General features: G+C 47.6%; 23 protein-coding genes. 12 read left to right on the top strand and 11 right to left on the bottom strand.

Going from position 1 to position 23,208, the window contains the following annotated elements:
* Positions 1–53 precede the first annotated feature (53 nt).
* Together B9T34_RS18470 and ubiG are read right to left on the bottom strand one after the other, a co-directional pair.
* Positions 54–752: an HAD family hydrolase gene (locus tag B9T34_RS18470; protein WP_086214591.1), complete on the bottom strand. Its 699-nt coding sequence runs from the start codon at positions 750–752 to the stop codon at positions 54–56.
* The gene (ubiG, locus tag B9T34_RS18465; protein WP_086214590.1) at positions 749–1,465 is read right to left on the bottom strand and encodes a bifunctional 2-polyprenyl-6-hydroxyphenol methylase/3-demethylubiquinol 3-O-methyltransferase UbiG; all 717 of its coding nucleotides are present in this window, start codon (positions 1,463–1,465) and stop codon (positions 749–751) included. Before ubiG ends, B9T34_RS18470 begins: the two co-directional genes overlap by 4 nt.
* Before the next feature lie 180 nt (positions 1,466–1,645).
* On the opposite strand from ubiG, the gene B9T34_RS18460 reads away from it, so the two are divergent.
* The gene (locus tag B9T34_RS18460) at positions 1,646–2,263 is read left to right on the top strand and encodes a thiol:disulfide interchange protein DsbA/DsbL (protein WP_086214589.1); all 618 of its coding nucleotides are present in this window, start codon (positions 1,646–1,648) and stop codon (positions 2,261–2,263) included.
* Between the two features lie 50 nt (positions 2,264–2,313).
* Here the strand turns inward: B9T34_RS18460 and B9T34_RS18455 are convergent, their stop codons facing one another.
* Positions 2,314–2,994 carry a TetR family transcriptional regulator gene (locus B9T34_RS18455; RefSeq protein WP_086214588.1) on the bottom strand — a complete coding sequence of 227 codons (681 nt, stop codon included), beginning with the start codon at positions 2,992–2,994 and terminating at the stop codon, positions 2,314–2,316.
* Positions 2,995–3,178: 184 nt separating this feature from the next.
* Between B9T34_RS18455 and rph the strand changes: the two genes are divergently transcribed.
* From rph to B9T34_RS18445, 3 genes are all read left to right on the top strand, one after another.
* Positions 3,179–3,895: a ribonuclease PH gene (gene rph / locus B9T34_RS18450; protein ID WP_086214587.1), complete on the top strand. Its 717-nt coding sequence runs from the start codon at positions 3,179–3,181 to the stop codon at positions 3,893–3,895.
* Between the two features lie 140 nt (positions 3,896–4,035).
* Entirely contained in the window at positions 4,036–4,170 is a 135-nt protein-coding gene (locus tag B9T34_RS19155; RefSeq protein WP_265733485.1) for a hypothetical protein, read from the top strand.
* Positions 4,171–4,191: 21 nt separating this feature from the next.
* Positions 4,192–6,402: a phosphocholine-specific phospholipase C gene (locus tag B9T34_RS18445; protein WP_086214586.1), complete on the top strand. Its 2,211-nt coding sequence runs from the start codon at positions 4,192–4,194 to the stop codon at positions 6,400–6,402.
* A gap of 66 nt (positions 6,403–6,468) precedes the next feature.
* On the opposite strand, the gene nadC is transcribed toward B9T34_RS18445, so the two are convergent.
* Entirely contained in the window at positions 6,469–7,314 is an 846-nt protein-coding gene (gene nadC / locus B9T34_RS18440; protein WP_086214585.1) for a carboxylating nicotinate-nucleotide diphosphorylase, read from the bottom strand.
* Positions 7,315–7,492: 178 nt separating this feature from the next.
* On the opposite strand from nadC, the gene ampD reads away from it, so the two are divergent.
* Both ampD and murJ read left to right on the top strand, forming a co-directional pair.
* Positions 7,493–8,065, top strand: a complete 573-nt coding sequence (ampD, locus tag B9T34_RS18435) for a 1,6-anhydro-N-acetylmuramyl-L-alanine amidase AmpD (protein WP_086214584.1) — start codon at positions 7,493–7,495, stop codon at positions 8,063–8,065.
* Between the two features lie 77 nt (positions 8,066–8,142).
* Positions 8,143–9,693 carry a murein biosynthesis integral membrane protein MurJ gene (gene murJ / locus B9T34_RS18430; protein ID WP_171265247.1) on the top strand — a complete coding sequence of 517 codons (1,551 nt, stop codon included), beginning with the start codon at positions 8,143–8,145 and terminating at the stop codon, positions 9,691–9,693.
* A gap of 97 nt (positions 9,694–9,790) precedes the next feature.
* On the opposite strand, the gene B9T34_RS18425 is transcribed toward murJ, so the two are convergent.
* Entirely contained in the window at positions 9,791–9,949 is a 159-nt protein-coding gene (locus B9T34_RS18425) for a DUF1328 domain-containing protein (protein ID WP_086214619.1), read from the bottom strand.
* A 191-nt stretch (positions 9,950–10,140) separates the two neighbouring features.
* On the opposite strand from B9T34_RS18425, the gene B9T34_RS18420 reads away from it, so the two are divergent.
* Complete coding sequence (locus B9T34_RS18420) at positions 10,141–10,593, top strand: YcgN family cysteine cluster protein (RefSeq protein ID WP_086214582.1); 453 nt, start codon at positions 10,141–10,143, stop codon at positions 10,591–10,593.
* Positions 10,594–10,662: 69 nt separating this feature from the next.
* On the opposite strand, the gene B9T34_RS18415 is transcribed toward B9T34_RS18420, so the two are convergent.
* Positions 10,663–11,127: a DUF523 domain-containing protein gene (locus B9T34_RS18415; RefSeq protein WP_086214581.1), complete on the bottom strand. Its 465-nt coding sequence runs from the start codon at positions 11,125–11,127 to the stop codon at positions 10,663–10,665.
* A gap of 26 nt (positions 11,128–11,153) precedes the next feature.
* The gene (locus tag B9T34_RS18410; RefSeq protein ID WP_086214580.1) at positions 11,154–13,289 is read right to left on the bottom strand and encodes an EAL domain-containing protein; all 2,136 of its coding nucleotides are present in this window, start codon (positions 13,287–13,289) and stop codon (positions 11,154–11,156) included.
* A gap of 264 nt (positions 13,290–13,553) precedes the next feature.
* On the opposite strand from B9T34_RS18410, the gene B9T34_RS18405 reads away from it, so the two are divergent.
* Positions 13,554–14,828, top strand: a complete 1,275-nt coding sequence (locus B9T34_RS18405; protein ID WP_086214579.1) for a replication-associated recombination protein A — start codon at positions 13,554–13,556, stop codon at positions 14,826–14,828.
* A gap of 285 nt (positions 14,829–15,113) precedes the next feature.
* Here the strand turns inward: B9T34_RS18405 and purC are convergent, their stop codons facing one another.
* Genes purC through dapA form a run of 3 tightly spaced genes read right to left on the bottom strand, consistent with a single transcriptional unit; the run spans position 15,114 to position 17,392 of the window.
* Positions 15,114–15,833 carry a phosphoribosylaminoimidazolesuccinocarboxamide synthase gene (purC, locus tag B9T34_RS18400; protein WP_086214578.1) on the bottom strand — a complete coding sequence of 240 codons (720 nt, stop codon included), beginning with the start codon at positions 15,831–15,833 and terminating at the stop codon, positions 15,114–15,116.
* A 36-nt stretch (positions 15,834–15,869) separates the two neighbouring features.
* Positions 15,870–16,478: a lipoprotein-34 precursor (NlpB) gene (locus B9T34_RS18395; RefSeq protein WP_086214577.1), complete on the bottom strand. Its 609-nt coding sequence runs from the start codon at positions 16,476–16,478 to the stop codon at positions 15,870–15,872.
* 17 nt (positions 16,479–16,495) lie between these two features.
* Positions 16,496–17,392, bottom strand: a complete 897-nt coding sequence (gene dapA, locus B9T34_RS18390; RefSeq protein ID WP_086214576.1) for a 4-hydroxy-tetrahydrodipicolinate synthase — start codon at positions 17,390–17,392, stop codon at positions 16,496–16,498.
* A 731-nt stretch (positions 17,393–18,123) separates the two neighbouring features.
* Between dapA and mhpT the strand changes: the two genes are divergently transcribed.
* The 3 genes from mhpT to B9T34_RS18375 all read left to right on the top strand — a co-directional run bounded on the left by mhpT (position 18,124) and on the right by B9T34_RS18375 (position 21,263).
* Positions 18,124–19,341 carry a 3-(3-hydroxy-phenyl)propionate transporter MhpT gene (mhpT, locus tag B9T34_RS18385; RefSeq protein WP_086214575.1) on the top strand — a complete coding sequence of 406 codons (1,218 nt, stop codon included), beginning with the start codon at positions 18,124–18,126 and terminating at the stop codon, positions 19,339–19,341.
* Positions 19,342–19,560: 219 nt separating this feature from the next.
* The gene (gene pncA / locus B9T34_RS18380) at positions 19,561–20,199 is read left to right on the top strand and encodes a bifunctional nicotinamidase/pyrazinamidase (RefSeq protein ID WP_086214574.1); all 639 of its coding nucleotides are present in this window, start codon (positions 19,561–19,563) and stop codon (positions 20,197–20,199) included.
* A 95-nt stretch (positions 20,200–20,294) separates the two neighbouring features.
* On the top strand, positions 20,295–21,263 hold the full coding sequence (locus B9T34_RS18375) for a bile acid:sodium symporter family protein (protein ID WP_086214618.1): 969 nt from the start codon (positions 20,295–20,297) through the stop codon (positions 21,261–21,263).
* Positions 21,264–21,327: 64 nt separating this feature from the next.
* On the opposite strand, the gene B9T34_RS18370 is transcribed toward B9T34_RS18375, so the two are convergent.
* Positions 21,328–22,584 (bottom strand): hypothetical protein, encoded by a 1,257-nt coding sequence (locus B9T34_RS18370; RefSeq protein ID WP_086214573.1) that lies wholly within the window; start codon positions 22,582–22,584, stop codon positions 21,328–21,330.
* Positions 22,585–22,661: 77 nt separating this feature from the next.
* Between B9T34_RS18370 and B9T34_RS18365 the strand changes: the two genes are divergently transcribed.
* The coding region (locus B9T34_RS18365) for an ACT domain-containing protein (RefSeq protein WP_322853525.1) at positions 22,662–23,208 on the top strand (547 nt) is incomplete at its 3' end.

Raw genomic sequence — 23,208 nt, 5'->3', positions numbered from 1 at the left:
TATTGTGCTTATTGTGTCGTCTTAAACGCGCTCTTGGTTGGTTCTTTTATCTTTTATGAGATTAGCGTTTTTGCCTGAAGCGGAGCAATCACCAGCTGGCGAAGCGCGTCATGCAATCCTGCTACTGTATTCACTATACAATCTGCTTGCCAAGCTGTTAAGTCATCTTTGTACTGCAGCGGTAAATAGCCGTAAGCCGCCAGAACAGTATACATGCCTGCATTGCGTCCAGCATCTATGTCGCGCGGGTGATCACCGACATAAAGGCAGTCTTTGGCATCCAAATGAATGGCTTTGGCCGCCAGATACATCGGTTCCGGGTCGGGCTTGGTTTTGCTGACATCTTCAGGGCAAACCAGCACTGCGCAGCGTTCGCTTAAATTCAGCGCCTGCAGCAGGGATTCACTGAGCCAGCGCGGCTTATTGGTGACAATGCCCCATGGAATCTGATGGCTTTCCAGCTCTTCCAGCAGGGGATACATGCCTGCAAACAGGTCAGTATCTACCGCAATATCCGCGCCGTACAGATCTAAAAAGCGCTGGCGATGCGCCAGAAAGACCGGATCTTCTACATCAAGCTCAGGATAGACCAGCTTGACCATGGCGCGCGCGCCTTCTGAAACTTGGGTGCGGATCAAATCTGCATCGACTACAGCACAACCTTTTTCACGGCACATGTCCTGCAAAATGCGGATAAAATCCGCTGCAGTGTCAATCAGTGTGCCGTCCAAATCAAACAGAACTGCTTTCATTCGGCACCTTCATTGACGGTGTGAACCATGTAGTTCACATCGACATTCGGTGCCAGCCAGTAGCGCTTGGTCAGCGGATTATAGTGCAGGCCCGTCATGTCTTTGAGTTTTAGATTGGCGCTGCGGATGTCATGCGCCAGTTCTGAAGGCTTAATGAATTTATGATAGTCATGCGTGCCTTTGGCCAGCATGCGCAGCACATATTCAGCGCCAATGATGGCGAATAAATAAGATTTAGGATTGCGGTTGATGGTCGAGAAAAACACATGTCCGCCCGGTTTCACCAGTTTTTGGCAGGCTTGGATAATCGATGCAGGATCAGGCACATGTTCCAGCATTTCCATGCAGGTGACCACATCATATTGCCCAGCCTGTTCTTCTGCCAGCTGTTCTACCGGGACTTGGCGGTATTCAATATTCTGTACATTTTCCTGCTCTGCATGCAGGCGGGCAACATTGAGCGGCGCTAAGCCCATATCAATGCCCAGCACATTTGCGCCGCGGCGCGCCATGCTTTCTGCCAGAATGCCGCCGCCGCAGCCGACGTCCAGCACTTTTTTGCCGCTGATGCCGCCAGAATGCTCATCAATCCAGTTCAGGCGCAGCGGGTTAATCATATGCAGCGGGCGGAACTCAGAATGCTGGTCCCACCAGATGGCCGCAAATGCTTCAAATTTGGCAATTTCTTGCGGGTCAACATTCAATTGAGACATCAGAGTCACCTCAAGCAAGTCGTTATATTTTAAAAAGTCTATGGGAAGCTAGTGTAGCGTTTATTCAGGAAAAAGCGATAAAAGCTATAAAAAGTTCACAGAATGAAAACGAAATTTGGCCATTTTGATTTATAGTGTCGGCATAAGCCAATCATAATGATTCAGAGGACTATACGCTTCATGAAAAAATTTCTTTTCAGCAGTGCTGCCGCTGCTCTTTTTGCTTTTTCGGGCAGCGCGATGGCTGCGCAGTTTGTCGCAGGTAAAGACTATACGGTTCTTCCTACCCCAGTCGCTGTTGAAAAACCGGGTAAAATTGAAGTGCGTGAATTCTTTTGGTATGGCTGTCCGCATTGCTTTAAGCTGGAACCGCATATGCAGGCTTGGCTGAAGCAAATGCCGAAAGATGTACGCTTTGTGCGCACGCCAGCGGCGATGAATCCGCTGTGGGAGCAAGGCGCCCGCGCTTACTTTGTGTCTGAAGCTTTGGGCGTCCGTCCGAAAACACATTTAACGCTGTTCCATGAAATTCATGCCAATGGCCAGAACATTTTAGAACAAGCTGCTTTTGCTAAATTCTTTACCCAGTTTGGCATTCCAGAAGCAAAATTTAACAGCACTTATAAGTCTTTCCCAATCACCTCTAAAATTGCGCAAGCGCAAGATCTAGCGAAGCGCTATCAGTTAAGCGGCGTGCCAGCAGTAACTGTAAACGGCAAATATGTGATTCAGGGTGAAGACCAAAAAGTGACTCAAGTTTTGAATTACCTGATTGAGCAGGAACGCAAAGCAAAATAAGCGTTTTTGTTTGAATTGATGTAAAAAAACCGCAGTTTTCTGCGGTTTTTTTATTGTGGTGTTTGGGCGGGCTGTTCTGGTACAGCCGCTGGCGCACGTTCCCAATTCAGAATGCCGCGGAACAGCAGCTGTGTTTGAATAAAGGCTTGGCTTTTAAAGCGCTCACGCTGTTCAGCATATTGGTCCGGCTGAAAACGGCGGCGGATTTCAATCCAGCCCATCGCCCATTCCAGCGCTAAACATACAAACATTTGAGAGAGCATGCGCAGGTCTTGAGAATGCTGCATTTGGCGTAAATTTTCTGAGCGCCCAAGGCCATTGGCCAAATCATCAATCAGATACTGAATTTCACGGTCAATGGCCTGACGCAGCGCCGCAGAGCCGCCCCAGCGTTCTGAGATGAGAAAAATCCACGGTTCTGGATAATGCTCAATGGCTTGAAAAAAAATGTCCAGACTGACTTTGGTTTTGGCATTGGGCTGGTACAGGTAGGCTTGTCCGAGCTGATGCAGCACGCCTTTTAAATGCAGGGCGCTTTGGTCAATCAGCTCCAGCCCCAATTGTTCCATATCCGCAAAATGGCGGTAAAAAGCCGCAGGGACTAAGTCTGCATGGCGGGTAATCTCGCGCAGGCTAATGCTGCTGAAGGCCCGTCCAGAAGTATTTAAAATCAATGCAGCATCCAATAAGGCCTGACGGCTTTGCTGCTTGCGATCATCACGTTTGGACATGCAGATACTCAATCCTTGAAGGGCTTCAGTCTATCAAAAAATAAGCGCTGAAACGATGCGCAGCGCAGCCATGAATGCAAGCGCGCAGACCGTCATGTATAAATCCGTAAATGTCGCATCAATCTTGCAGGCAGCATCTGCTATACTTAGGCGCAATTCATTTCTATCTGAATAAGGATGCACTATGCGTATCGACCAGCGAGCTTTAGATCAATTACGTGACGTTAAAATTACCCGCAATTACACCCGTTATGCGGAAGGTTCTGTATTGGTTGAATTTGGTCATACAAAAGTGCTGTGCACTGCCAGCATTGATAATTCAGTGCCGCGTTTCTTGAAAGGTAAGGGCCAAGGCTGGGTCACAGCGGAATACGGCATGCTGCCGCGTTCTACGCACACCCGTTCTGACCGTGAAGCTGCGCGCGGTAAGCAAAGCGGCCGTACACAAGAAATCCAACGTTTAATCGGCCGCAGCCTTCGTGCAATGGTCGATTTGAAAAAACTCGGTGAAAATACGATTACGATTGACTGCGATGTGATTCAAGCGGATGGCGGCACACGTACTGCATCGATTACTGGCGCAGCCGTGGCGCTGATTGATGCGATGAATGTATTGCTGGCGCAGAAAAAAATTAAGCAAGATCCGCTGAAAGGTTTAGTGGCTGCTGTTTCTGTGGGTATTTATAAAGATGAAGCGCTGCTGGATCTTTGCTATGAAGAAGATTCAAGCTGTCAAACTGACTTAAATGTGGTGATGACCCAAGCCGGTGAATTTATTGAAGTGCAAGGCACAGCAGAAGAAAAGCCGTTTACCCGCGCGCAATGCAATGAAATGCTGGAGCTGGCTGAAAAAGGCATACAAGAACTCATCAAAAAGCAGCAAGAAGCATTAGGCTGGTAAAATTGCTGATTTTGTTCAAGAAAAAGACGCACCTTCGGGTGCGTTTTTTGTTTTTCACCGGGCTGAAATAAAACCATCACCGCCCTGTCATTTTGCTGCTTTATTTCTATGTGCGCATACAACTCTAAGGAATTTAACAAATGCGCGTTTTTTTGATGCTGCTCGTCATGAGTTCTGCTGTTTTGCTGAGCGCCTGCAATGGCGATGATGACGATGTATCTGGCGGGCAGCCAACGCAGCCGAAGCCCAATTGTAAAATGCATTGCGCCCCATAATAAAAACAGCAGGATAGAACAATGAACCGCCGTGACTTTTTAATAAATTCGACCAAAACATTATTCGGCTCTGCCGCATTTGCCAGTTTTCCGCTTAGCATTCAAAAAGCCTTGGCGATTGATGCCAAAGTTGAAACGGGGACTTTGCAGGATGTGAAGCATGTGGTGATTTTGACGCAGGAAAACCGCTCTTTTGACAATTATTTCGGCATGCTGAAAGGCGTGCGCGGCTTTGGCGACCGCTTCGGTATTCCGCTGGCGGGTGGGCGCAAAGTCTGGCAGCAGTATGGCAAAAATAATCAGCTGTATTATCCCTATCATTTAGACAGCCGTTTGGGCAATGCGCAGCGCGTCAGCGGCACGCCGCATTCTTGGAAAGATGGGCAGGCGGCATGGAACTGCGGGCGCATGGGCAACTGGGTTGAACATAAAAATCCGCAGTCAATCGGCTATTACAAAAAAGCCGAAGTTGAATTTCAGTATGCTTTGGCCGATGCCTTTACCCTATGCGATGCCTATCACTGCGCCATGCACGCCGGCACCAATCCGAACCGCAAATTTATTTGGACGGGAACCAACGGCCCGACCGGTTCAGGTACAGCCAGCGTAGTGAATGAATTTGACGGCATCGGCAGCTCTGCCGTGGGCTATGACTGGACGACGTATCCAGAACGTTTGCAGCAGGCGGGTGTCAGCTGGAAGGTTTATCAAAATATGCCTGACAACTTTACCGATAATCCCTTGGCGGGCTTTCAGCAGTACCGCGCCGCCAATGAGCGTTCAGGCCAGCCTGTCAGCCATGATGCGCCGATTTGCCCTGCGTATGATGAAGCGGTCGACGCCAAAGAGCCGCTGTATAAAGGCATTGCCAATACCATGCCGAACGACGGCGGGTTGCTGGGGCAGTTCAAGCAGGATTTAGCTGCGGGCAAATTGCCGCAGGTCAGCTGGATTGTGGCGCCGGCAGCCTACAGTGAGCATCCTGGGCCATCCAGCCCAGTGCAGGGCGCTTGGTATATTCAGGAACTGCTGAACGCATTGACGGATCAGCCGGAACTGTGGAGTCAAACCGTGCTGCTGGTGAACTTTGATGAAAATGACGGCTTTTTTGACCACATGCCGTCACCCTCTGCGCCATCGCGGGAAATTAACGCCAGCGGTGAAGTACTGAAAGTGCATGGCAAAACCACGCTGAGCGATGAACAGCTGTCTTTTGAATATTTTAACCATCCGCCTGTGGCAGGCTCGACATCGCAGCCGCACCGTGAATTTGTAAACGGTGAAAATGTGAATTTCTGGCACGGGGTATATGGGCCGGGCGTAAGGGTGCCGATGTATGTAATCTCGCCGTGGAGCCGCGGCGGCTGGGTCAATTCGCAAGTGTTTGACCATACCTCAATTATCCAGTTTTTAGAGCAGCGTTTTGGAGTGAATGAGCCGAATATCAGCCCGTACCGCCGTGCTGTTTGCGGTGATTTGCTGTCTGCTTTTGATTTTAAAACACCCAATACCAGCATGCTGCCGAGCTTGGACGGCAGTAAAAGCAAGGAACAGGCGGATATCATCCGCAGTAATCAGGAAAAGCTCAGTCAGGTGCAGGTGCCGGCGCTGCAGGCCAAACCGAAACAGGAAACGGGCTTGCGCCCATCACGTGCGCTGCCGTATATGCTGCATGCCAGCGCGAAAGTGAATGCAGGCGCAGGCGCGGTGAAGCTGCTGTTCTTGAATACTGGCGGGCAGGCGGGCGTATTTCATGTCTATGACCAGCTGGATTTAGGCGCTGTGCCGCGCCGTTATATGGTGCAAGCGGGCAAGCAGCTGGAAGATGACTGGACGCTGAAAAACGGCCAGTATGATTTGTGGGTTTTGGGGCCGAACGGTTTTCATCGCGCATTCAAAGGCGATGTCACAGAAAAAGAGCAGCTGCAGGCGCTGACGGAAATTCGAGTGTGCATGGAAGAATGCGCGCCGCGCATCTTTTTGAAAATCCGTCATGATGGGCAGCAGAGCGCTGATCTCACCGTGAAAGCCAATGCCTATTTAGACGGTAAAACGTGGCAGGTAAAAAGCGCTGCCAATGAAAGCGAAGTGGTGCTGGATATGCAAAGTGTGCATGGCTGGTATGATTTTAGCGTGACATTGAATAATGGCAGCAGTTTTGAGCGCCGTTTTGCGGGACGCATTGAAACAGGCAAGGATGGCTATTCAGATCCGTTTATGGGCGCTGAATAGCCAGCATGAATGACTGAAATAGAAAAGCGCCTGTTGCAGGCGCTTTTTTATATTTGCAGTTTGAGTTTAGGCATTAAAACGCATGGATAAATCCACAGCTTTGACATCCTTGGTCAATACGCCCATCGAAATATAGTCCACGCCTGTCGTGGCCACTTCGCGCAGGTTTTCAATGGTGATATTGCCTGACGCTTCTAGCTTGCAGCGTCCCGCCACATGCTTTACTGCATCCATCATTTGCTGCTGGCTGAAATTGTCCAGCATCACAATATCCGCTTTGGCTTCAAGGGCTTGATTCAGCTCATCCCAATTTTCAACTTCCACTTCCACAAGCTTGCCCGGTGCAATGCTGTGCGCTTTGGCAATGGCCTGAGCGATGCCGCCAGCTGCCATAATGTGGTTTTCTTTAATTAAAAAGGCATCAAATAGGCCCAAACGGTGGTTTTGCCCGCCGCCGACCGCAACAGCATATTTTTGCGCAATCCGCAGGCTGGGCAGGGTTTTTCGGGTGTCCAGCAGTTTGGTATTCAAGCCATCTAGCTGTTTGACATAATCCGCTGTTTTGGTTGCAACTGCTGATAAGGTTTGCACAAAGTTCAGCGCAGGGCGTTCCACCGTCAGCAGGCTGCGCGCAGAACCTGCCAATTTTAAGAAGGCTTCATTGGCAGCGACGCGGTCACCGTCATTTTTCAGCCAAGTCACTTGCACGTCTGGATCAAAGGCTTGAATTAAGGCATTGACCCAAGGCTGGCCCGCCAGCACCATGGCTTCACGGCTGATGATGGTTGCAGTGGCCTGTTCATCTTCTGGGGTTAATAAGGCAGTGATGTCGCCATCGCCAATATCTTCCTGCAGCGCCTGCTGAATATTGATTTGAATGGATTGTTCCAGCAAAGATTGAGAGATGCTCATAAAGTTCCGTCTCTATTAACCCAAGAAATTTGCGCGTTATATTAGCATTGTTCCTGAAAAATGAGCGATTTTTCATACAGCAGAAATGTTGAATTGAGATTTGACTAGGAAAGTTTTAGCATGGGAACCATCTCTTTGCTGGCTTCCAGCATTATTTGAAGCGTATTAGGATGGATTTATGTCCGAAACAACCAGCTTTCAGGTGCGTGACGGCATACTGGACGGCGCGCGCCAAGTGCCGTCGCCAAATTATAATCAGCGCCCTGAACACACCGAAATTCAGCTGCTGGTGGTGCATAACATCAGTCTGCCGCCCTCACAGTTTGGCGGCGGCTATATCGAGCAGTTTTTTCAAAACCAATTAGACTGGTCTGTGCATCCCTATTTTCAAAGCATTGAAGGCATGCAGGTTTCTGCGCATTTGCTGATTTTACGCAGCGGAGAAGTGCTGCAGTTTGTCAATTTTAAAGACCGCGCATGGCATGCAGGCCGTTCCAGTTATTTAGGCCAAAAAGAATGCAATGACTATTCTATCGGCATTGAGCTGGAAGGCAGCGATGATTTGCCTTTTGAACAGGCGCAGTACGATGCCTTGACCGCAGTGACGGCGTGTTTGCAGCGGGCCTATCCCAAACTTCAGCAGCATTTGGCGGGACATTCTGACATTGCGCCGGGACGCAAGACCGATCCAGGTCCATTTTTTGACTGGTCCAAGTTCAGAGCGCAATTGCATCATTTTAAAAATAAATAAATAACAACATTAGCTCCATATTAACCAATGAAAGTTAAGCCCGAGTTTCATTACAATAGCGGCAATTTAAAAAATAGGTGAATACGATGGCGTTATGGCGATCGACCGTCATTGTCAGTGCAATGACCATGCTGTCCCGAGTATTGGGCTTAGTGCGGGATATTGTGCTGCTGAACGTATTTGGCGCAGGCAAAGATTTCGATACCTTTGTTGTGGCTTTCCGTATTCCGAACTTTTTTCGGCGGCTGTTTGCCGAAGGCGCATTTTCGCAGGCTTTTATTCCCGTTCTGACGGAGTATAAAACCACGCGGACGCATGCTGAAGTCCAGATTCTGATTAGCCGAGTCTTCGGCTGTCTAGCGACCTTCATGAGTGCGCTGACTTTTGTGGCCATGGTCGCCGCCCCAGCGATTATTTATATCTATGCGCCGGGTTTCCATGATGATCCGGAAAAATTTGCACTGGCCGCGGATATGTTCCGCCTGACCATTCCTTATTTGCTGTTTATGTCACTGACGGCCTTTGCCAGCAGTATTTTGAACAGCTACGGCTCATTTACTTCGCCAGCGTTTTCTCCAGTGCTGCTCAATCTTGCCATGATTGCGGGCGCAGTGTGGCTGACGCCGTATATGGCTGAGCCGATTATGGCGCTGGGCTGGGCAGTATTAATTGCGGGCGTTTTGCAGCTGGCGATTCAAATTCCTGAACTGTGGAATAAAAAGCTGCTGATTCCGCCAAAGGTTGATTTCAAGCACGAAGGCGTCGACCGCATCATGAAACTGATGTTGCCAGCGCTGTTTGGTGTTTCGGTGACGCAGATCAACCTGCTGCTGAACACCATTTGGGCATCGTTTATGCAGGATGGTTCAGTGTCTTGGCTGTACAGTGCAGAGCGCATGACGGAACTTCCGCTGGGCCTGATTGGGGTCGCAATCGGCACGGTAATTTTGCCGTCTCTGTCGGCGCGCCATGCCGAGCAGGATCAGGCTAAATTCCGCGGCATGATTGACTGGGCGGCCCGTGTAATTATGCTGGTCGGCATTCCAGCCAGCATTGCCTTATTTATGCTGTCAACGCCCATTATTCAGGCGCTGTTCCAGCGCGGTGAATTTACGCTGGAAGATACACAAATGACGGCTTTGGCGCTGCAGTGCATGAGCGCAGGCGTGATTTCCTTTATGCTGATTAAAGTGTTTGCACCGGGCTTTTATGCGCAGCAAGACACCAAAACACCGGTACGTGTCGGCTTGATGGCCGTGGCTGCCAATGCCATTCTGAACGTAGTGTTTATCGGTATTTTCAAACTGATCAACTGGGAAGCTGAACATATGGCGCTGGCTTTAGCATCTTCAGGTTCTGCGCTGGTGAATGCGGGTATGCTGTATTTCTATCTGCATAAACGCAATATTTTCCGTTTTGGCGCGCATTGGAAAAAACTGGCGCTGCAGTTTACTTTGGCCAATATTGCCATGATCGCTGCACTTTGGTACGGGTTAACTTGGTATAATGGTGAAGTATCGCAGTGGATCCGCGTAGCTGAAGTGATTGGCTTATGTATACTTGGGGTCGCAGCTTATGCAATTGTTTTAATTGCTGCAGGCTTTAGACCGCGCCATTTACGCCCATAAAGATCGAATCAATAAAATGATATTCCAAAAATAAGCGCCTCTTTAGGCGCTTATTTTTTTAATTTTCCCGTGTAATGGAAAAGTTTAGGGATTGAAATTAAACCCTGCCGCGGGATAGGAAACCGACAATTGCAAGAATGACGGCAATGACCAGCAAGATCACTGCAAAATCTTTAGACAGTCCAGCAACGCCGCCAAATCCGAGCAAGCTCGCAATCAACGCAATCACTGCAAATATAATTGCCCAGCGGAACATAGTACTTCTCCATGTGTTTTTATTCTGATCTTCAGTATAGGTTGCTTGAATTTTGTACATTGTTATGCTTTTGTTGGGGAGTTTTACTCGAATTGTGAGCAATTACAGCATAATTATGTACTGCGCAGTAGTGCATTAAAGTGTGAGAGAGCTGTTATAATTCAATATATACCTAGACTGAATCTCATGCCATGACGGATGATTTACGCCCGCAATTCTGGAAGACGTACGCTTTATCGGACCTGAATCATGCAGAGTGGGAAGCGCTGTGCGATGGCTGCGGAAAATGCTGCCTGATTAAGCTGGAAGATGAAGATACGCTGGAAGTGGCCTATACCAAAGTGGCTTGCCAATTGCTGGACTGCCAGACAGGGTATTGTTCAAACTATGCAGATCGCATGCAGTATGTTCCTGACTGCATTCAGCTGACCCCTGAAAAATTGCAGCGCATTCATTGGCTGCCAGCAACGTGCGCTTACCGCAGGCTGCAGGAAGGCAAGAGCTTGCCTGCATGGCATCATTTAGTGACGGGCAGCCGAGACAGCATTTTAAAAGCGAGAAAGTCTGTGGCAGGCCGCTGTATCAGTGAAAAAGAAGTCGATGCAGACGAGATTGATGAATATATCGTGCGCTGGGTGCGTTAAGCGCTAATAAAATAGATGCGGGCAATAATATTCATCTAGCCCCGCTAAATGTGAATGGCATTTATGCGTTTAAGCGTTCAAAAATTCCTGTTCAGACATGACTTGAATGCCGTGCTGGCGTAGCAAAGCCGCCGTGATGCCCATGCCTGCAATTTTGTTTCCATTTAAGCATCCGCTGTAAATCATATTTGATCCGCAGGAGGGGCTATTTTCCTTTAATACTGCGATTTGAATGTGATTTTTCTGGACTAAAGCTAGAGTTTTATATGCGCCATCAAGGAACTCTTGCGTTACATCTAAACCTTGAGCCGTTATAACTTGAGCGCGACCTGCTAAAACGTCTTGTGCAGAGCCGCCTCGTATCTCTGCAGGTTCACGCGGGCAGCTTAGGCCGCCAAGCATTTCCGGACAAGCTGTGATGGCTTTGTTCTGCTGAATCAGCAGCTGAAGGGCTTGATGCTGAAAGGCTTTGCCATCATAGCGTACAGGCTGTCCCGCGAGGCAGGCGCTGATTAAATATGCAGGTTGTTTCATTTTGGAAGTCATTGCGAAGCGGTGTCTTAACGCGGTGATAAAAGCTGTTCAGCATCTGTGCTGTTCATAGGGATATAAAAATAGAAGCCTTGGCCTTTGCTGCAGTTGCAGGCTTTTAGAATTTCCAGCTGTTCTGAGGTTTCAATGCCTTCGACTAAAATATCCAAGGCAATGCTGCAGCCGAGCTGGCTGATGGCTTTGACAATGGCTAAGGCGGAATGATCATCCGTCATGCGGTCTACGAAGTTTTTATCAATTTTAATGCAGTCGACAGGATAATCCTTCAGACGGGTTAAAGAAGAATGCCCCGTGCCAAAATCATCTAATGAAATTTGAATCCCTGCGTCTTTGAGCATGCTGAGCGCACGGATCACATAATTAGCGCCGCGTTCAGACAGGCTTTGCTCAGTAATTTCAACTTCGATCAAATGATGCGGAATCGCATAGCGCGCCATGCGCTGCAGCAGTTTTTCTGCATAATCATCGCGCAGGAATTCTACTGGCGCGGCATTAATGGAGATAGGCAGAATCTCTTTGCCATCCTGCATCCATTGCTGCACATGCTGAAAAATTTTAGATTGCATGGTTTCACTGATGCCGGATGCCAGTTCATAGTCTTGAAAGGCTGCAAAAATATTGGATGGCAGCTGCAGGCAGCCTTCGCGGTCACGCCAGCGCAGCAGAGCTTCAAAGCCAATGACTTGTCCAGTCTGCAGCAGCACTTTAGGCTGATAATAGGGCTCGATGCTGTTGGATTTTAAAATGCTTCGGGCCAAAGTCAGCTGTTTGGTGGTAATTTCCAGCGCTTCAAACATGCTTTGATTAAACATGCGGATGCCGCCGCGGCCGCTGGACTTTAAATCATTCAGTGCAATATCGGCGCATTTTAATAAATTAGAGGCATTTTGCGCGTCACGCGGATAAATGGAACAGCCTATACTCATGCCGCCATTAATAAACTGGCCTGTATAGCTGATGGGCCGTTCCATCTGTGTCCATGCCTGCTGTGCAATGTCCAGCAGCTGCTGTTCACTTTGCAGCTGCGGTATTAAAATGGCAAACTCATCGCCGCCCAAGCGCGCAACAGTAATCTGCTCATCAAAACAGTGCTGAAAGCGCTGTCCTAAAGTCAGCAGCAAATGATCGCCGGCAGTATGGCCTAGAGTATCATTCACATGCTTAAAATAATCTAAATCAATCAGCAGCAGGCCTGTCATTTGCTGTGTATCTTCAGCATCCTGCAGGGTCATTTTGAAAAGCTTATTAAAAGCGCGGCGGTTCAGCAGGCCTGTCAGCTCATCTTCTTCTATGACTTGCTGCAGTTTGCCTTCTGCAATAATCTGCTGGCTGATGTCTCTGGAAACACACAGAATATGCTGTGTAATACCGTGCTCATCCAGAATCGGAGTAAGAATATTGTCCCAATGCTGCAGCTCCTGATTGGCCGTCTGGCTTTTGCCAGAAAAACGCGCATTTTGCCCTGCAGCCGCCAAACGCAGCGCCTCTTTGCCCGCAATACGCACTTCTTCAGGCAATAGGCTCAGCCACGGCATGCCGAATTTTTTTTCATCAATAGGCACACCGAGCGCCAGACAGCCTGAACGGTTCATATGTGCAACCATGCCGTCTGGCGTTAAAATTTTGATGCAGTCTACACTGGCATCCAGCATTTTATTTTGCTGTGCAATATGCAGATTAAGCTGCTGCTGCTTTTCATGCTCATCATGAATATCCGTAATGCTAATCAGCCATTGGCAGATGGACTGGTCTGCTGGAGGAAAGCTGACCTGCAGTGTGCACATGCGGTAGCCCAAATTATGGTGTTTTATGCGGCAGTTTTTACGGAAGCTTTGCATGCTGAGCATCGCCATGCGCCAGAGGACAGTGAGGTGTTCTAAATCTTCTGGATGAACAAACTGCATCCATTGCTCTTCATTGGATGGACTGTATTCCAGTCCGATGAATTGACGCATGGCGCTGTTGCAATAGGAGGAACCCTGCGGTGTTTTGATCCATAGCGGAGCAGTTAAATGATCGATCAGCGAATGAAATTGAATACTTGGCGCCGGCATTGGAAAAATAGCAGAAGACTGAAACTGAGCTGACAAGTCAGACTCAATTTGCTTAGGCCTCTGCGCTTTATTTTTCAATGACGATTTCATTTACGCCCACCATAGTGTGATTACACGGCAAATTATGACATCAATCACATTTTTTAATGTAAAAAAATGATTTTTTACTGATTTTATTTTCATGCTCTAAACCTAAATTAAACATATTTCCAGCGCTTTGCATAGCGTTTATCGATAAGTAATTGCGGAGAATTTTCCATGCTTAAAATGCCGCAGTGCGAATAATGCGCATTGATTTAAAAAGCTAGTGTTAGAATAGATTTGACGTGTTTTTAGCAGCCGTGAAATCAGAAGATGTCAGACAGCAATATTCCGCTACCGGAACGTATTAGACCCCGCGACCTTTCCGAAATTATTGGTCAGGACCACCTGCTTGGAGATCAGGCGCCCTTGCGTCAAATGATCGATCAGGGGCATTTGCCCTCTATTATTTTTTGGGGGCCGCCAGGCGTAGGCAAAACCACCATTGCGCTGCTGCTGGCGCAGGCGGTTGATCGGCCTTTTGTCAGCTTATCGGCGCTGAATACTGGGGTAAAAGAGCTGCGGGAAATTATTGCGGATAGCGGTGATTTGCTGACACCTGTAGTTTTTATTGATGAGATTCACCGCTTTAATAAATCACAGCAGGACGCGCTGCTGAATGCGGTGGAAAAGGGCAAAATTACCTTAATTGGCGCAACCACAGAGAATCCATCTTTTGAAGTGAATAGCGCGCTGCTGTCACGCTGTCAGGTCTATACGCTGAATGCGCTGGATGCTGAATCTATTGAAACACTGCTGAAAGAAGCGCTGCGCAGCGACCGCTTTTTAAAAGAGCGCCATATTCAAATTGAAGAATGTGAAGCGCTGGTGCAGTTTGCCGCGGGAGATGCCCGCAAGGCGCTGAACCTCCTGGATTTAGTTGCCAGCACTTTTGAGCCGGATCAGGAAAATATCATCACAAATGCGGTGGTGGTGAAAGTTGCACAGCAGAACATCGCCCGTTATGACAAATCTGGCGAACAGCACTATGATTTAGTTTCCGCCATGATCAAATCGATCCGCGGCAGTGATCCGGATGCTGCGCTGTATTGGCTGGCGCGCATGCTGAAAGGCGGGGAAGATCCCGTCTTTATTGCCCGCCGCATGCTGATCTTATCTTCAGAAGATATAGGAAACTCCAATCCGAATGCTTTACTGCTGGCGGGAGAGTGTTTCCGTTCTGTGCAGGCGCTCGGCATGCCTGAAGCGCGGATTATTCTGGGGCAATGCGCAGTGTATTTAGCCACCAGTGCAAAAAGCAACAGCACATATTTAGCCATCAATAAGGCCATGAGCCTTGCGGAAAAAACCGCAAATTTACCTGTGCCGCTGCATTTACGCAATGCGCCGACAAAACTGATGCAGGAGCAGGGCTATGGCGTAGATTATCTGTATCCGCATAATTACCCAGAGCATTTTGTGATGCAGGATTATCTGCCGCCAGAGCTGAAAGGCACAAAACTGTATGAGTCTGCCCGCAATAAGCGTGAAGTGGAAGGTGAGCGCCTGCAGCAGCGCCGCTGGATGCAGGAACAGCAGCAGCAATAAAAAAAAGCCCAGCTGGAGGCTGGGCAAAATAGGATGTCCGAAGGGAGATGCATCCTAGAGGGTAATTGGTCGGCAATGCATCAGCTGCGCTGCAGCTCATGTTGCCTGGTATGAAAGCAATATTAGTAGAAAAATAAACCAATGTAAAAACGATTGTACTTATGCAGATGATCTATTTTTTAGATTTAGGCTAATTGCTGTCCAGCAAAGCTGAGTGATTTCCTGCCAATAAAAAACCGGGCTAAATCGCCCGGTTTTTTTATTGCTTTAAAGCTTAGACATGCATTAGATGTCTGAAAGGTCGATGCCAATACGCGTAGCAACTTCTTCATAAGCTTCAACCACACCGCCTAAACCTTGGCGGAAACGGTCTTTGTCTAATTTTTTCTTGGTATCTTTGTCCCAAAGACGGCAGCCGTCTGGAGAGAATTCATCACCAAGAACGATACGGTCGTGGAATACACCAAATTCAAGTTTGAAGTCTACTAAAAGCATGTTGCCTGCAGCAAACAGTTCCTTCAGCACTTCATTTACTTTGTAAGTCAATTCTTTCATTTGAGCCAGCTGTTCAGCATTTGCCCAGCCTAAAGAAATCGCTTGAGATTCGTTGACCATTGGATCGCCAAGCGCATCGTCTTTGAAGAACAATTCAAAAGTTGGCGGAACCAGCTCTTTACCTTCTTCAACACCCAAGCGGCGGCATAATGAACCTGCAGCATAGTTGCGCACTACGCATTCAACAGGAATCATTTTTAATTTTTTCACTAAAACTTCAGTTGGAGAAAGAAGTTTTTCAAAGTGAGTTTCAATGCCAGCAGCAGCCAATTTTTCCATGATAAAGGCGTTAAAACGGTTGTTCACCTTACCTTTACGATCCAGCTGTTCGATTTTTTCGCCATTGAATGCAGAAGCATCATCACGGAAGACTAGGATGAGGTGGTCTGCACTGTCTGTTTCATAAACAGATTTCGCTTTACCGGTATAGAGCAAGGTTTGTTTTAACATGAGGGAACCTTTTTCAAAAAAAAATGCCTAGTACGACTAGGCTGGCCAATTTTGGTAAATCTGAGCTAACAGGTCTGCAGCTTTTTGTTTGTCTGCAAAAGTGTTATCGGCATTGAACACAGCGATGGTATTGCTGGCCCCTACAGATGAAAGTCTTAAGATGTAGGTTGTCTGATCGATTTTAACGGTTGCTTCGTAACCGTTTTTACTTTGACCAGTAACGGTATGGTTAAGACTGCTGAGGGTAGCAAGTGTGTATTGCCAAATTGTAGCAGAATTTCCGTCAACTTTGAGCAAAGGATTTTGATTTCCGTCAGTAAGCAGCTGTGGACGGCCAATTGGTGTACCATCAGCCTGGCTTGAATCTGCGGAGCTTTGCTCTTGGTTTTCATCAGGGCGAGGCAAGGCAAAACGGTTGCCTTTTTGGTTTTCCAGCTTCGGCGCATGTTCAATGGCCAGCTGGTCAACCGTTGGAGCAGGATACAGCGGCGTTGCAGGGCGAACCATTGAACCTTCAGGATATTGCAGCGGATCAAGCTCGGTGGTTTTTTTATAGTCCAAGGTGCCATTGTTAAAAGCAAGTGAACTGCATCCGGCTAAACTGAATACTGAAAGCGCAAGGGTTAATCCTAAACGTAATTGCATAATATTTTTGCTCTTTATTAAATAACGCCCGCATCTGTTAATGCTTCATGAAGCGGAGCGCGGTATTGTTCTGCTAGTGGCGTTAACGGCAAACGGATGCCTGCGCTGATTAAGCCCATGTCATGGAGTGCCCATTTCACAGGAATTGGGTTAGATTCACAAAACAGAATATTGTGTAAATTTGCAACTTTGCCATTCAGCTCTTCAGCGAGCGCTGCATTTCCTGCAAGCGCAGCGGCGCAAACTTCACTCATCTCTTTAGGCGCGACATTCGCAGTCACTGAAATGTTGCCTTTTGCGCCAAAGCCCATCAACTGGTAAGCCGTCGCATCATCGCCTGAATAGACAATCATGTCTTTGCCTTGCAGGCCTTCAATCAGCGCTTTGCCGCGGGGTACGTCGCCAGTTGCATCTTTAATGCCGACAATTTGAGGAATATCAGCAAGGCGGATCACAGTGTCGTTGTCCATATCCACACCTGTACGGCCAGGTACGTTATACAGGATCATCGGCATGTCTGCTGCTTCAGCAATCGCTTTGTAGTGCTGGAATAGGCCTTCTTGAGTCGGTTTGTTATAGTAAGGTGTAACTAATAGGGCTGCGTCTGCGCCAAGCTCTTTGGCTTCTTTGGTCAGCTCAATCGCTTCATGCGTAGAGTTTGCGCCTGTGCCTGCAATAATTGGAATGCGTTTGTTCGCCACACGGATGATTTCTTTGATCACTTGCGTGTGTTCAGCCATGCTTAAAGTTGAAGCTTCACCCGTGGTGCCGACTGCAACGATGCTGTTTGTGCCTTGGGCAATGTGCCACTCAACGAGCTTCTCTAGACCCTTCCAATCTACGCTTCCATTTTCTAACATGGGGGTGACGATTGCGACAATTGAGCCTTGAATGGTCTGTGCTTGCTGAGTCATTTTGAAAAAAATCCTATTTGTCCATCCGAAGTGCGTTAGGGAAACATAGATTTGGATGGGTTCGTATTTTGATTTATAGCAAAATCAATGCGCTTGAAGCGCAGTTGAATAATGCTTATGCAAATTATGACTGATCATAAGCATAAGAACAATATGCTTTAGTCAAAGCCACTAAAAACTTTATACAAAGCCTATTTAAAACAATCAAGCAGTTATTTGATGAATGTTACACAAAAGGCGGATGCTGCCGGCGGTGAAAAAATGAGATTGAATGCCGGCTGGATAAAGATGAAAATTTTGCTGTAATTTGGCAGCTAAAATGCGCCAAAGGCATGAAAATAGCTGAAATCCGTGTTTTTTAGTCAGATTTTAAGAGGAAAAATAGATGAAGATAGACTTCAAAGCTATCTTTTTTTGATGGCTGAGGCATTAAAATCATCTATAAAAACTACCTTAATAATCTATTTAAAATATAAAAGAAGTTGACCTATTTGTATGTATTGAAGCATTTCTGCATTGATCTGAAAGCGGACCTCCCTTGTATTGAATATAAAAAGCGCTGCGAGTTATTGTTTTTAAGACTTTATTTACAGTGCCTGAAAAATGCATGCAGCCTGTATCTGCTGCAGATACCCGACTAAAAGGTTCAACTTATTGATACTTATCATGCTGTGCGTGCTCATAGATGATGGCTTTGTCATTTAAACGCTGATTGAAACAAGGATTCCCCAATGGAAAGATCAGATAATAAACATGCTATCGTAACGGTAGCCATCTGTTTTCTAATTGCCGTAATCGAAGGCTTAGATATTCAGGCCGCAGGTATTGCTGCGGCAGGCATTCGTGAACATTTCGGCCTAGACAGCTCACAATTGGGGGTGTTTTTTAGTGCAGGGATTTTGGGCTTATTGCCTGGCGCACTGGTAGGTGGCCGTATTGCTGACCGTATTGGCCGTAAAACAGTCCTAATTTGGTCTGTTGCAATTTTCGCAGTATTCACTTTATGCACAGTATGGGTAAATAGCTTCAACTCACTGCTTGCGGTGCGTTTCTTAGCAGGTGCAGGCCTTGGCGCTGCAATGCCAATTCTGATCACGCTGGCTTCTGAAGCCGTATCTCCAGCAAACCGCGGCCGTGCGGTAGGTTTAATGTACTGCGGTATGCCAGTAGGCGCTGCAATTCTATCTTTAGTTGCAAGTACAGACTTCGGTTCAAACTGGAAAAACATTTTCTATTTAGGCGGTTTGCTGCCAATCATTGTCATTCCAGTAATGATGTTCTTATTGCCTGAATCTAAAGAGTATTTGAAAGCAAAAGATCAAGCAGCCAATGCTTCTTCTGCAGAAGCTGTACCGCAAGGCTCTTTCAAAGATCTATTCAATTCTGAAAACTTGCTGCGCACGGTGTGCATCTGGATTAGCTATTTCTTTACATTGATGGTGGTTTACATCATGTTAAGCTGGTTGCCATCGTTGTTCACAGAACTTGGCTTCACTCGCAAAGAAGGCGCAACAGCTCAGTTCTACTTCATGGTGAGTGCAACTGTCGGTACGATTATTTTAGGTATGCTGACTGACCGCTGGAAAAAAGCCTATGTGATTGTCTTGATGTACGGCGGTATCTTGGCTGGCCTATTGGCGCTAAACGCTGCGGGTTCATTAACACAAATGTACATGGCTGCAGCATTGGTGGGTGCATTCGTAATTGGCTGTCAAGGTGTACTGTATGCATTCGGCGGTATCGTGTATCCAACTGCAGTGCGTGGCACAGGTATTGGTGTAGGTTCTGCAGTTGGCCGTATTGGCGCGATGCTTGGGCCTGCAATTGCTGGTGCATTGTTAACTGCTGGTTATGGCGCAGCAGGTGTAATCTCTGCCGCTATTCCATGTATCATTATCTCAGCGATTTTCATGCTGGTGTTGGTACGCGGTTTGAATAAAACATCGTAAGAAATACGAAAATGAAAAAGCCCGCTTCGCGGGCTTTTTTTCTGCATGCGGTTTTCAAATATTTGTCAGAACTGACTTTCCTGCATAGGGAATTGCATTGTAAGAAGCGTTAAAGCCCAATGCGGTCATTCCTTTTTTATGGCAAATTCTGAATACTGTGGCTTTTTAGGCTATGCTGAAACGCAGTTAGCGAATGAATAATAAAATGGACTAGGCTTTATGCAAAACAATAGCGCTCTGATTATTGTCGATGTGCAGCATGGATTTACTCTCGGCGGCAATTTGGCTGTGGCGAATGCTGATCAAATTATTCCAAATATTAACCAGCTGGCGCAGTATTTTGACCATGTGGTGCTGACGCAGGACTGGCATCCGGAAAATCATATTTCTTTTGCAGAAAATCATGCAGGGCATCAGCCTTTTGACACCATTCAGCTGCCCTATGGCGCACAGGTGCTTTGGCCTTCGCATTGCGTGCAAGGTACGCATGATGCGGCTCTGCACCATGATTTGAATGTGCCGCATGCGCAGCTGATCATCCGCAAAGGTTTTCATGCAGACATCGACAGCTATTCCGCCTTTATGGAAGCGGATCATCAGACTTCGACAGGGCTGGCAGGCTATTTAAAAGAGCGCGGCATTGATACGGTTTTTATCGCGGGCATTGCAACCGACTTCTGCGTCGCGTGGACAGCCATTGATGCCTGCAAGCTGGGGTTCCGTGCTTTTGTCATCGCAGATGCCTGTAAGGGCATTGATCTGCAGGGCTCTTTGCAGCACGCGTGGCAAGAGATGCTGGCGCAAGGTGTGAAGCGCATCTACATGAAAGATATTGTCAAAGTGCATGAAACTGTATAGTTTCGCCATCAATAGAATATGACAGATGCAAGGGTCAGATGAATATAGGCATCTTTTGGGATGCCTATTTTATTTGCATGCAAGAGGAAGTGCGTATGGCGGCTTTTTTTCGCTTTAACCAGTGGATACAGAAAACCTTTGCTTTATGGGTGGTGCTGTTTTCTGGGATTGCGCTGTGGATGCCGGAACTGTTTATCTGGCTGAAAGCGTATATTCCGTGGGTGCTGGGCATCATTATGTTTGGAATGGGCATGACCATGACCGCCGCAGATTTTAAAGGCGTGCTGCAAAGCCCGAAAGCCGTGCTGATCGGGGTGGCGGCACAGTTTATTGTCATGCCTGGGCTGGCCTATGTATTGTGCAAAGCTTTTGCTTTGCCGGCAGAAATTGCTATAGGTGTGATTCTGGTTGGCTGCTGCCCTGGCGGCACAGCGTCCAATGTCATCACCTATATGGCCAAAGGCAATACAGCGTTGTCTGTGGCCTGCACTTCGGTATCGACGATCTTGGCGCCCATTTTAACACCGGCCATTTTTTACCTGCTGGCTAGCCAATGGATTGAGATTAATGCACTATCGATGCTGGTGTCTATTTTGCAGGTGGTGCTGTTTCCTATTTTGCTGGGCGTTATTGCGCGCAGCCTGTTTAAGCGCCAAGTCGAATCTTATGTTCAGGTGATGCCGCTGATTTCTGTACTGAGTATTGTGCTGATTGTGGCCGCGATTATTGCAGGCAGCAAGGCGCAGATTTTAGAGTCTGGGCTGCTGATTTTAGGCGTAGTCATATTGCATAATGGCTTGGGTTATTTGCTGGGTTTTTGGGCCAGCAAATGTTTTCAATTGCCTTATGCAGACTGTAAAGCGGTGGCCATTGAAGTGGGCATGCAGAATTCTGGCTTAGGTGTGGCCTTGGCCGCCGCGCATTTCGCTGCGTCCCCGGTAACGGCTGTGCCCAGCGCCATTTTCAGTTTATGGCACAATATTTCAGGTCCGGCATTGGCAAGCTATTGGGCAGCAAAAACACCGCCTGACGCTATTCCAAAGACAAGCCATGAACCCAGCTGACCGCAATAAATATGCATAAAAAAAAGCCTGAATATTGTCAGGCTTTTTTTATGCAGTGCAGCTTTTAAGATGCTTTAGGCTGTTTCGATTTTAAAATCTCGGTACGGAAGCTTTGCGCCAATTCTGCGGCATCGCTGTCCATACCATTGACCATAAAGGCATGGCGGGTCAGCACATTGGTTGGATTGGGCAAGCTGACCAATTGAAAATGCGCGGAAATGTCTTTCAGCAATTCATTTGGCACATGCACAGCGCTTTCTTTGGCAGATAGCTGCTGCACCAAACGCTCTGCGGCTTGCACCGATGAGAGCTGCATGGCTTCAACAGCGCTGGACACCGCACTGCGGGTCTGCAGTACAAAGCGCTTTTCTTCGCGGTAGCGTTTATACAGCACATCAGATAAAAGCTGGAATACTGCGCCAATCATGGTCAGGCACTGCAGGGCATTCGGCGTATCTGCTGAAATGCTGATGCTGGCGCCTTTTTCATTGAATTTCTGTACGGTGCAAATGTCGGAACTGTTCAGTTTGTAATGCTGCACACATAATTCAACCGTTTTGTTCAAGAAAATTTGGCACAAATTAAAATACGGCACTGACACGGTGGTGTTGACGGAGTCGATCAGCTGTTTTGGATCATAAAATTGAATATTCAGCGCTAAATCATTGCTGTCGACAATCACCGGCTTGATGATTTCTTTTGCCTTGGCTTTGGTTTGCGTATTTTGCTGCGCTTGAGCAATCGCCACAGCGGCGTTGTGCTTTTCCTGTTCCAATGTTTGGGTCAGGGTTTGAATTTCATGCTTTAAGCGAGATTCATTATTAATACGCGCCAGATATTCAGTACGGCTCGGGCGGGCAATTGCGCGGTAAGCCAGCCAAAGCAGGCCGTGCACAAATAATGAAGCCAAAATCGCCAGCCACTGTGTGCGCAGGATTTCACCAATGCTCGGCTTGATCAGGGTAATTTCGACTGCGCCGACTTTCTTTTCATTTTGCAGGGCTTCACGGACAAACACTTCGCCTTCGCGGGTTTTGGTCAAACCGCCTGTTGCCAGCACTTGATTCTCCGCATTTAAGATGCGGATGGACGCTACGCTGGGATTGGTTGCATAGCGGTCAGCCAATAGGGCCAATGAAACCGTATTTGCAGGCTGCATTTCAGAAATGCTGTCTGTAACCAGCTGACTGGTCATGAGCTGGCCTTGGCTGGCGCGGTTTTCATTCAGCTGGTGAGTCGTTGCCAATACCAGTAAAAAGGTATGAAAGGCAAAACTTATTATCAGTAGGCTAGCAAATAGCCCTTGTCTAGGCGCATTCAACGTAAACTTCCAAGGCAATTCTGTTCATTTTCGATTATGATTCTCACAATAGTTGCAGCTCAGACCAGAGTCAATTCATGCGAGAAATCATTCTTATTTCATTTTTAGGACCTGACCAGCCGAATCAATTCACTCGATTAATGCAGGTTCTTTCCGCCCATTCCCTACAAATTCTGGATGTTGGACAAGCCGTCATCCACAACCAGCTGACTTTAGGTATTGTTGTGTCGTCTGATGACCAAACCGCAACAGCTTTGGCCATGAAGGAAATTCTGATTCTAGCACATGATATCGGCTTAACTGTGCGCTTTAAACCGATCTCTGCAGCAGAATATGACCAATGGGTGAGTGAGGGAGGGCGTACACGCTATATCGTGACTGCATTAGCGCCAGAATTGACCGCTTCGCACTTACAGGCCGTTACAAAAATTGTGTCTGGACAAGGCTTCAATATTGAAACAGTGACCCGTTTATCGGACCGTCCAGAGCTGAATGGCCAGTTAAATGGGCCAAAACGCGCATGTGTGCAATTTGGCCTAAAAGGCCAGATGCTGGATGCTGCGGCCATGCGCGCAGCCTGCCTGCGTCTGTCTGCAGAACTCAGCGTAGATGTGGCGGTGCAGG

The sequence above is a fragment of the Acinetobacter sp. ANC 3813 genome, assembly GCF_002135435.1.
GTDB lineage: Bacteria > Pseudomonadota > Gammaproteobacteria > Pseudomonadales > Moraxellaceae > Acinetobacter.
The sequence above is the reverse complement of the archived record's forward strand: the minus strand, read 5'-3'. Positions and strand labels throughout refer to the sequence as shown.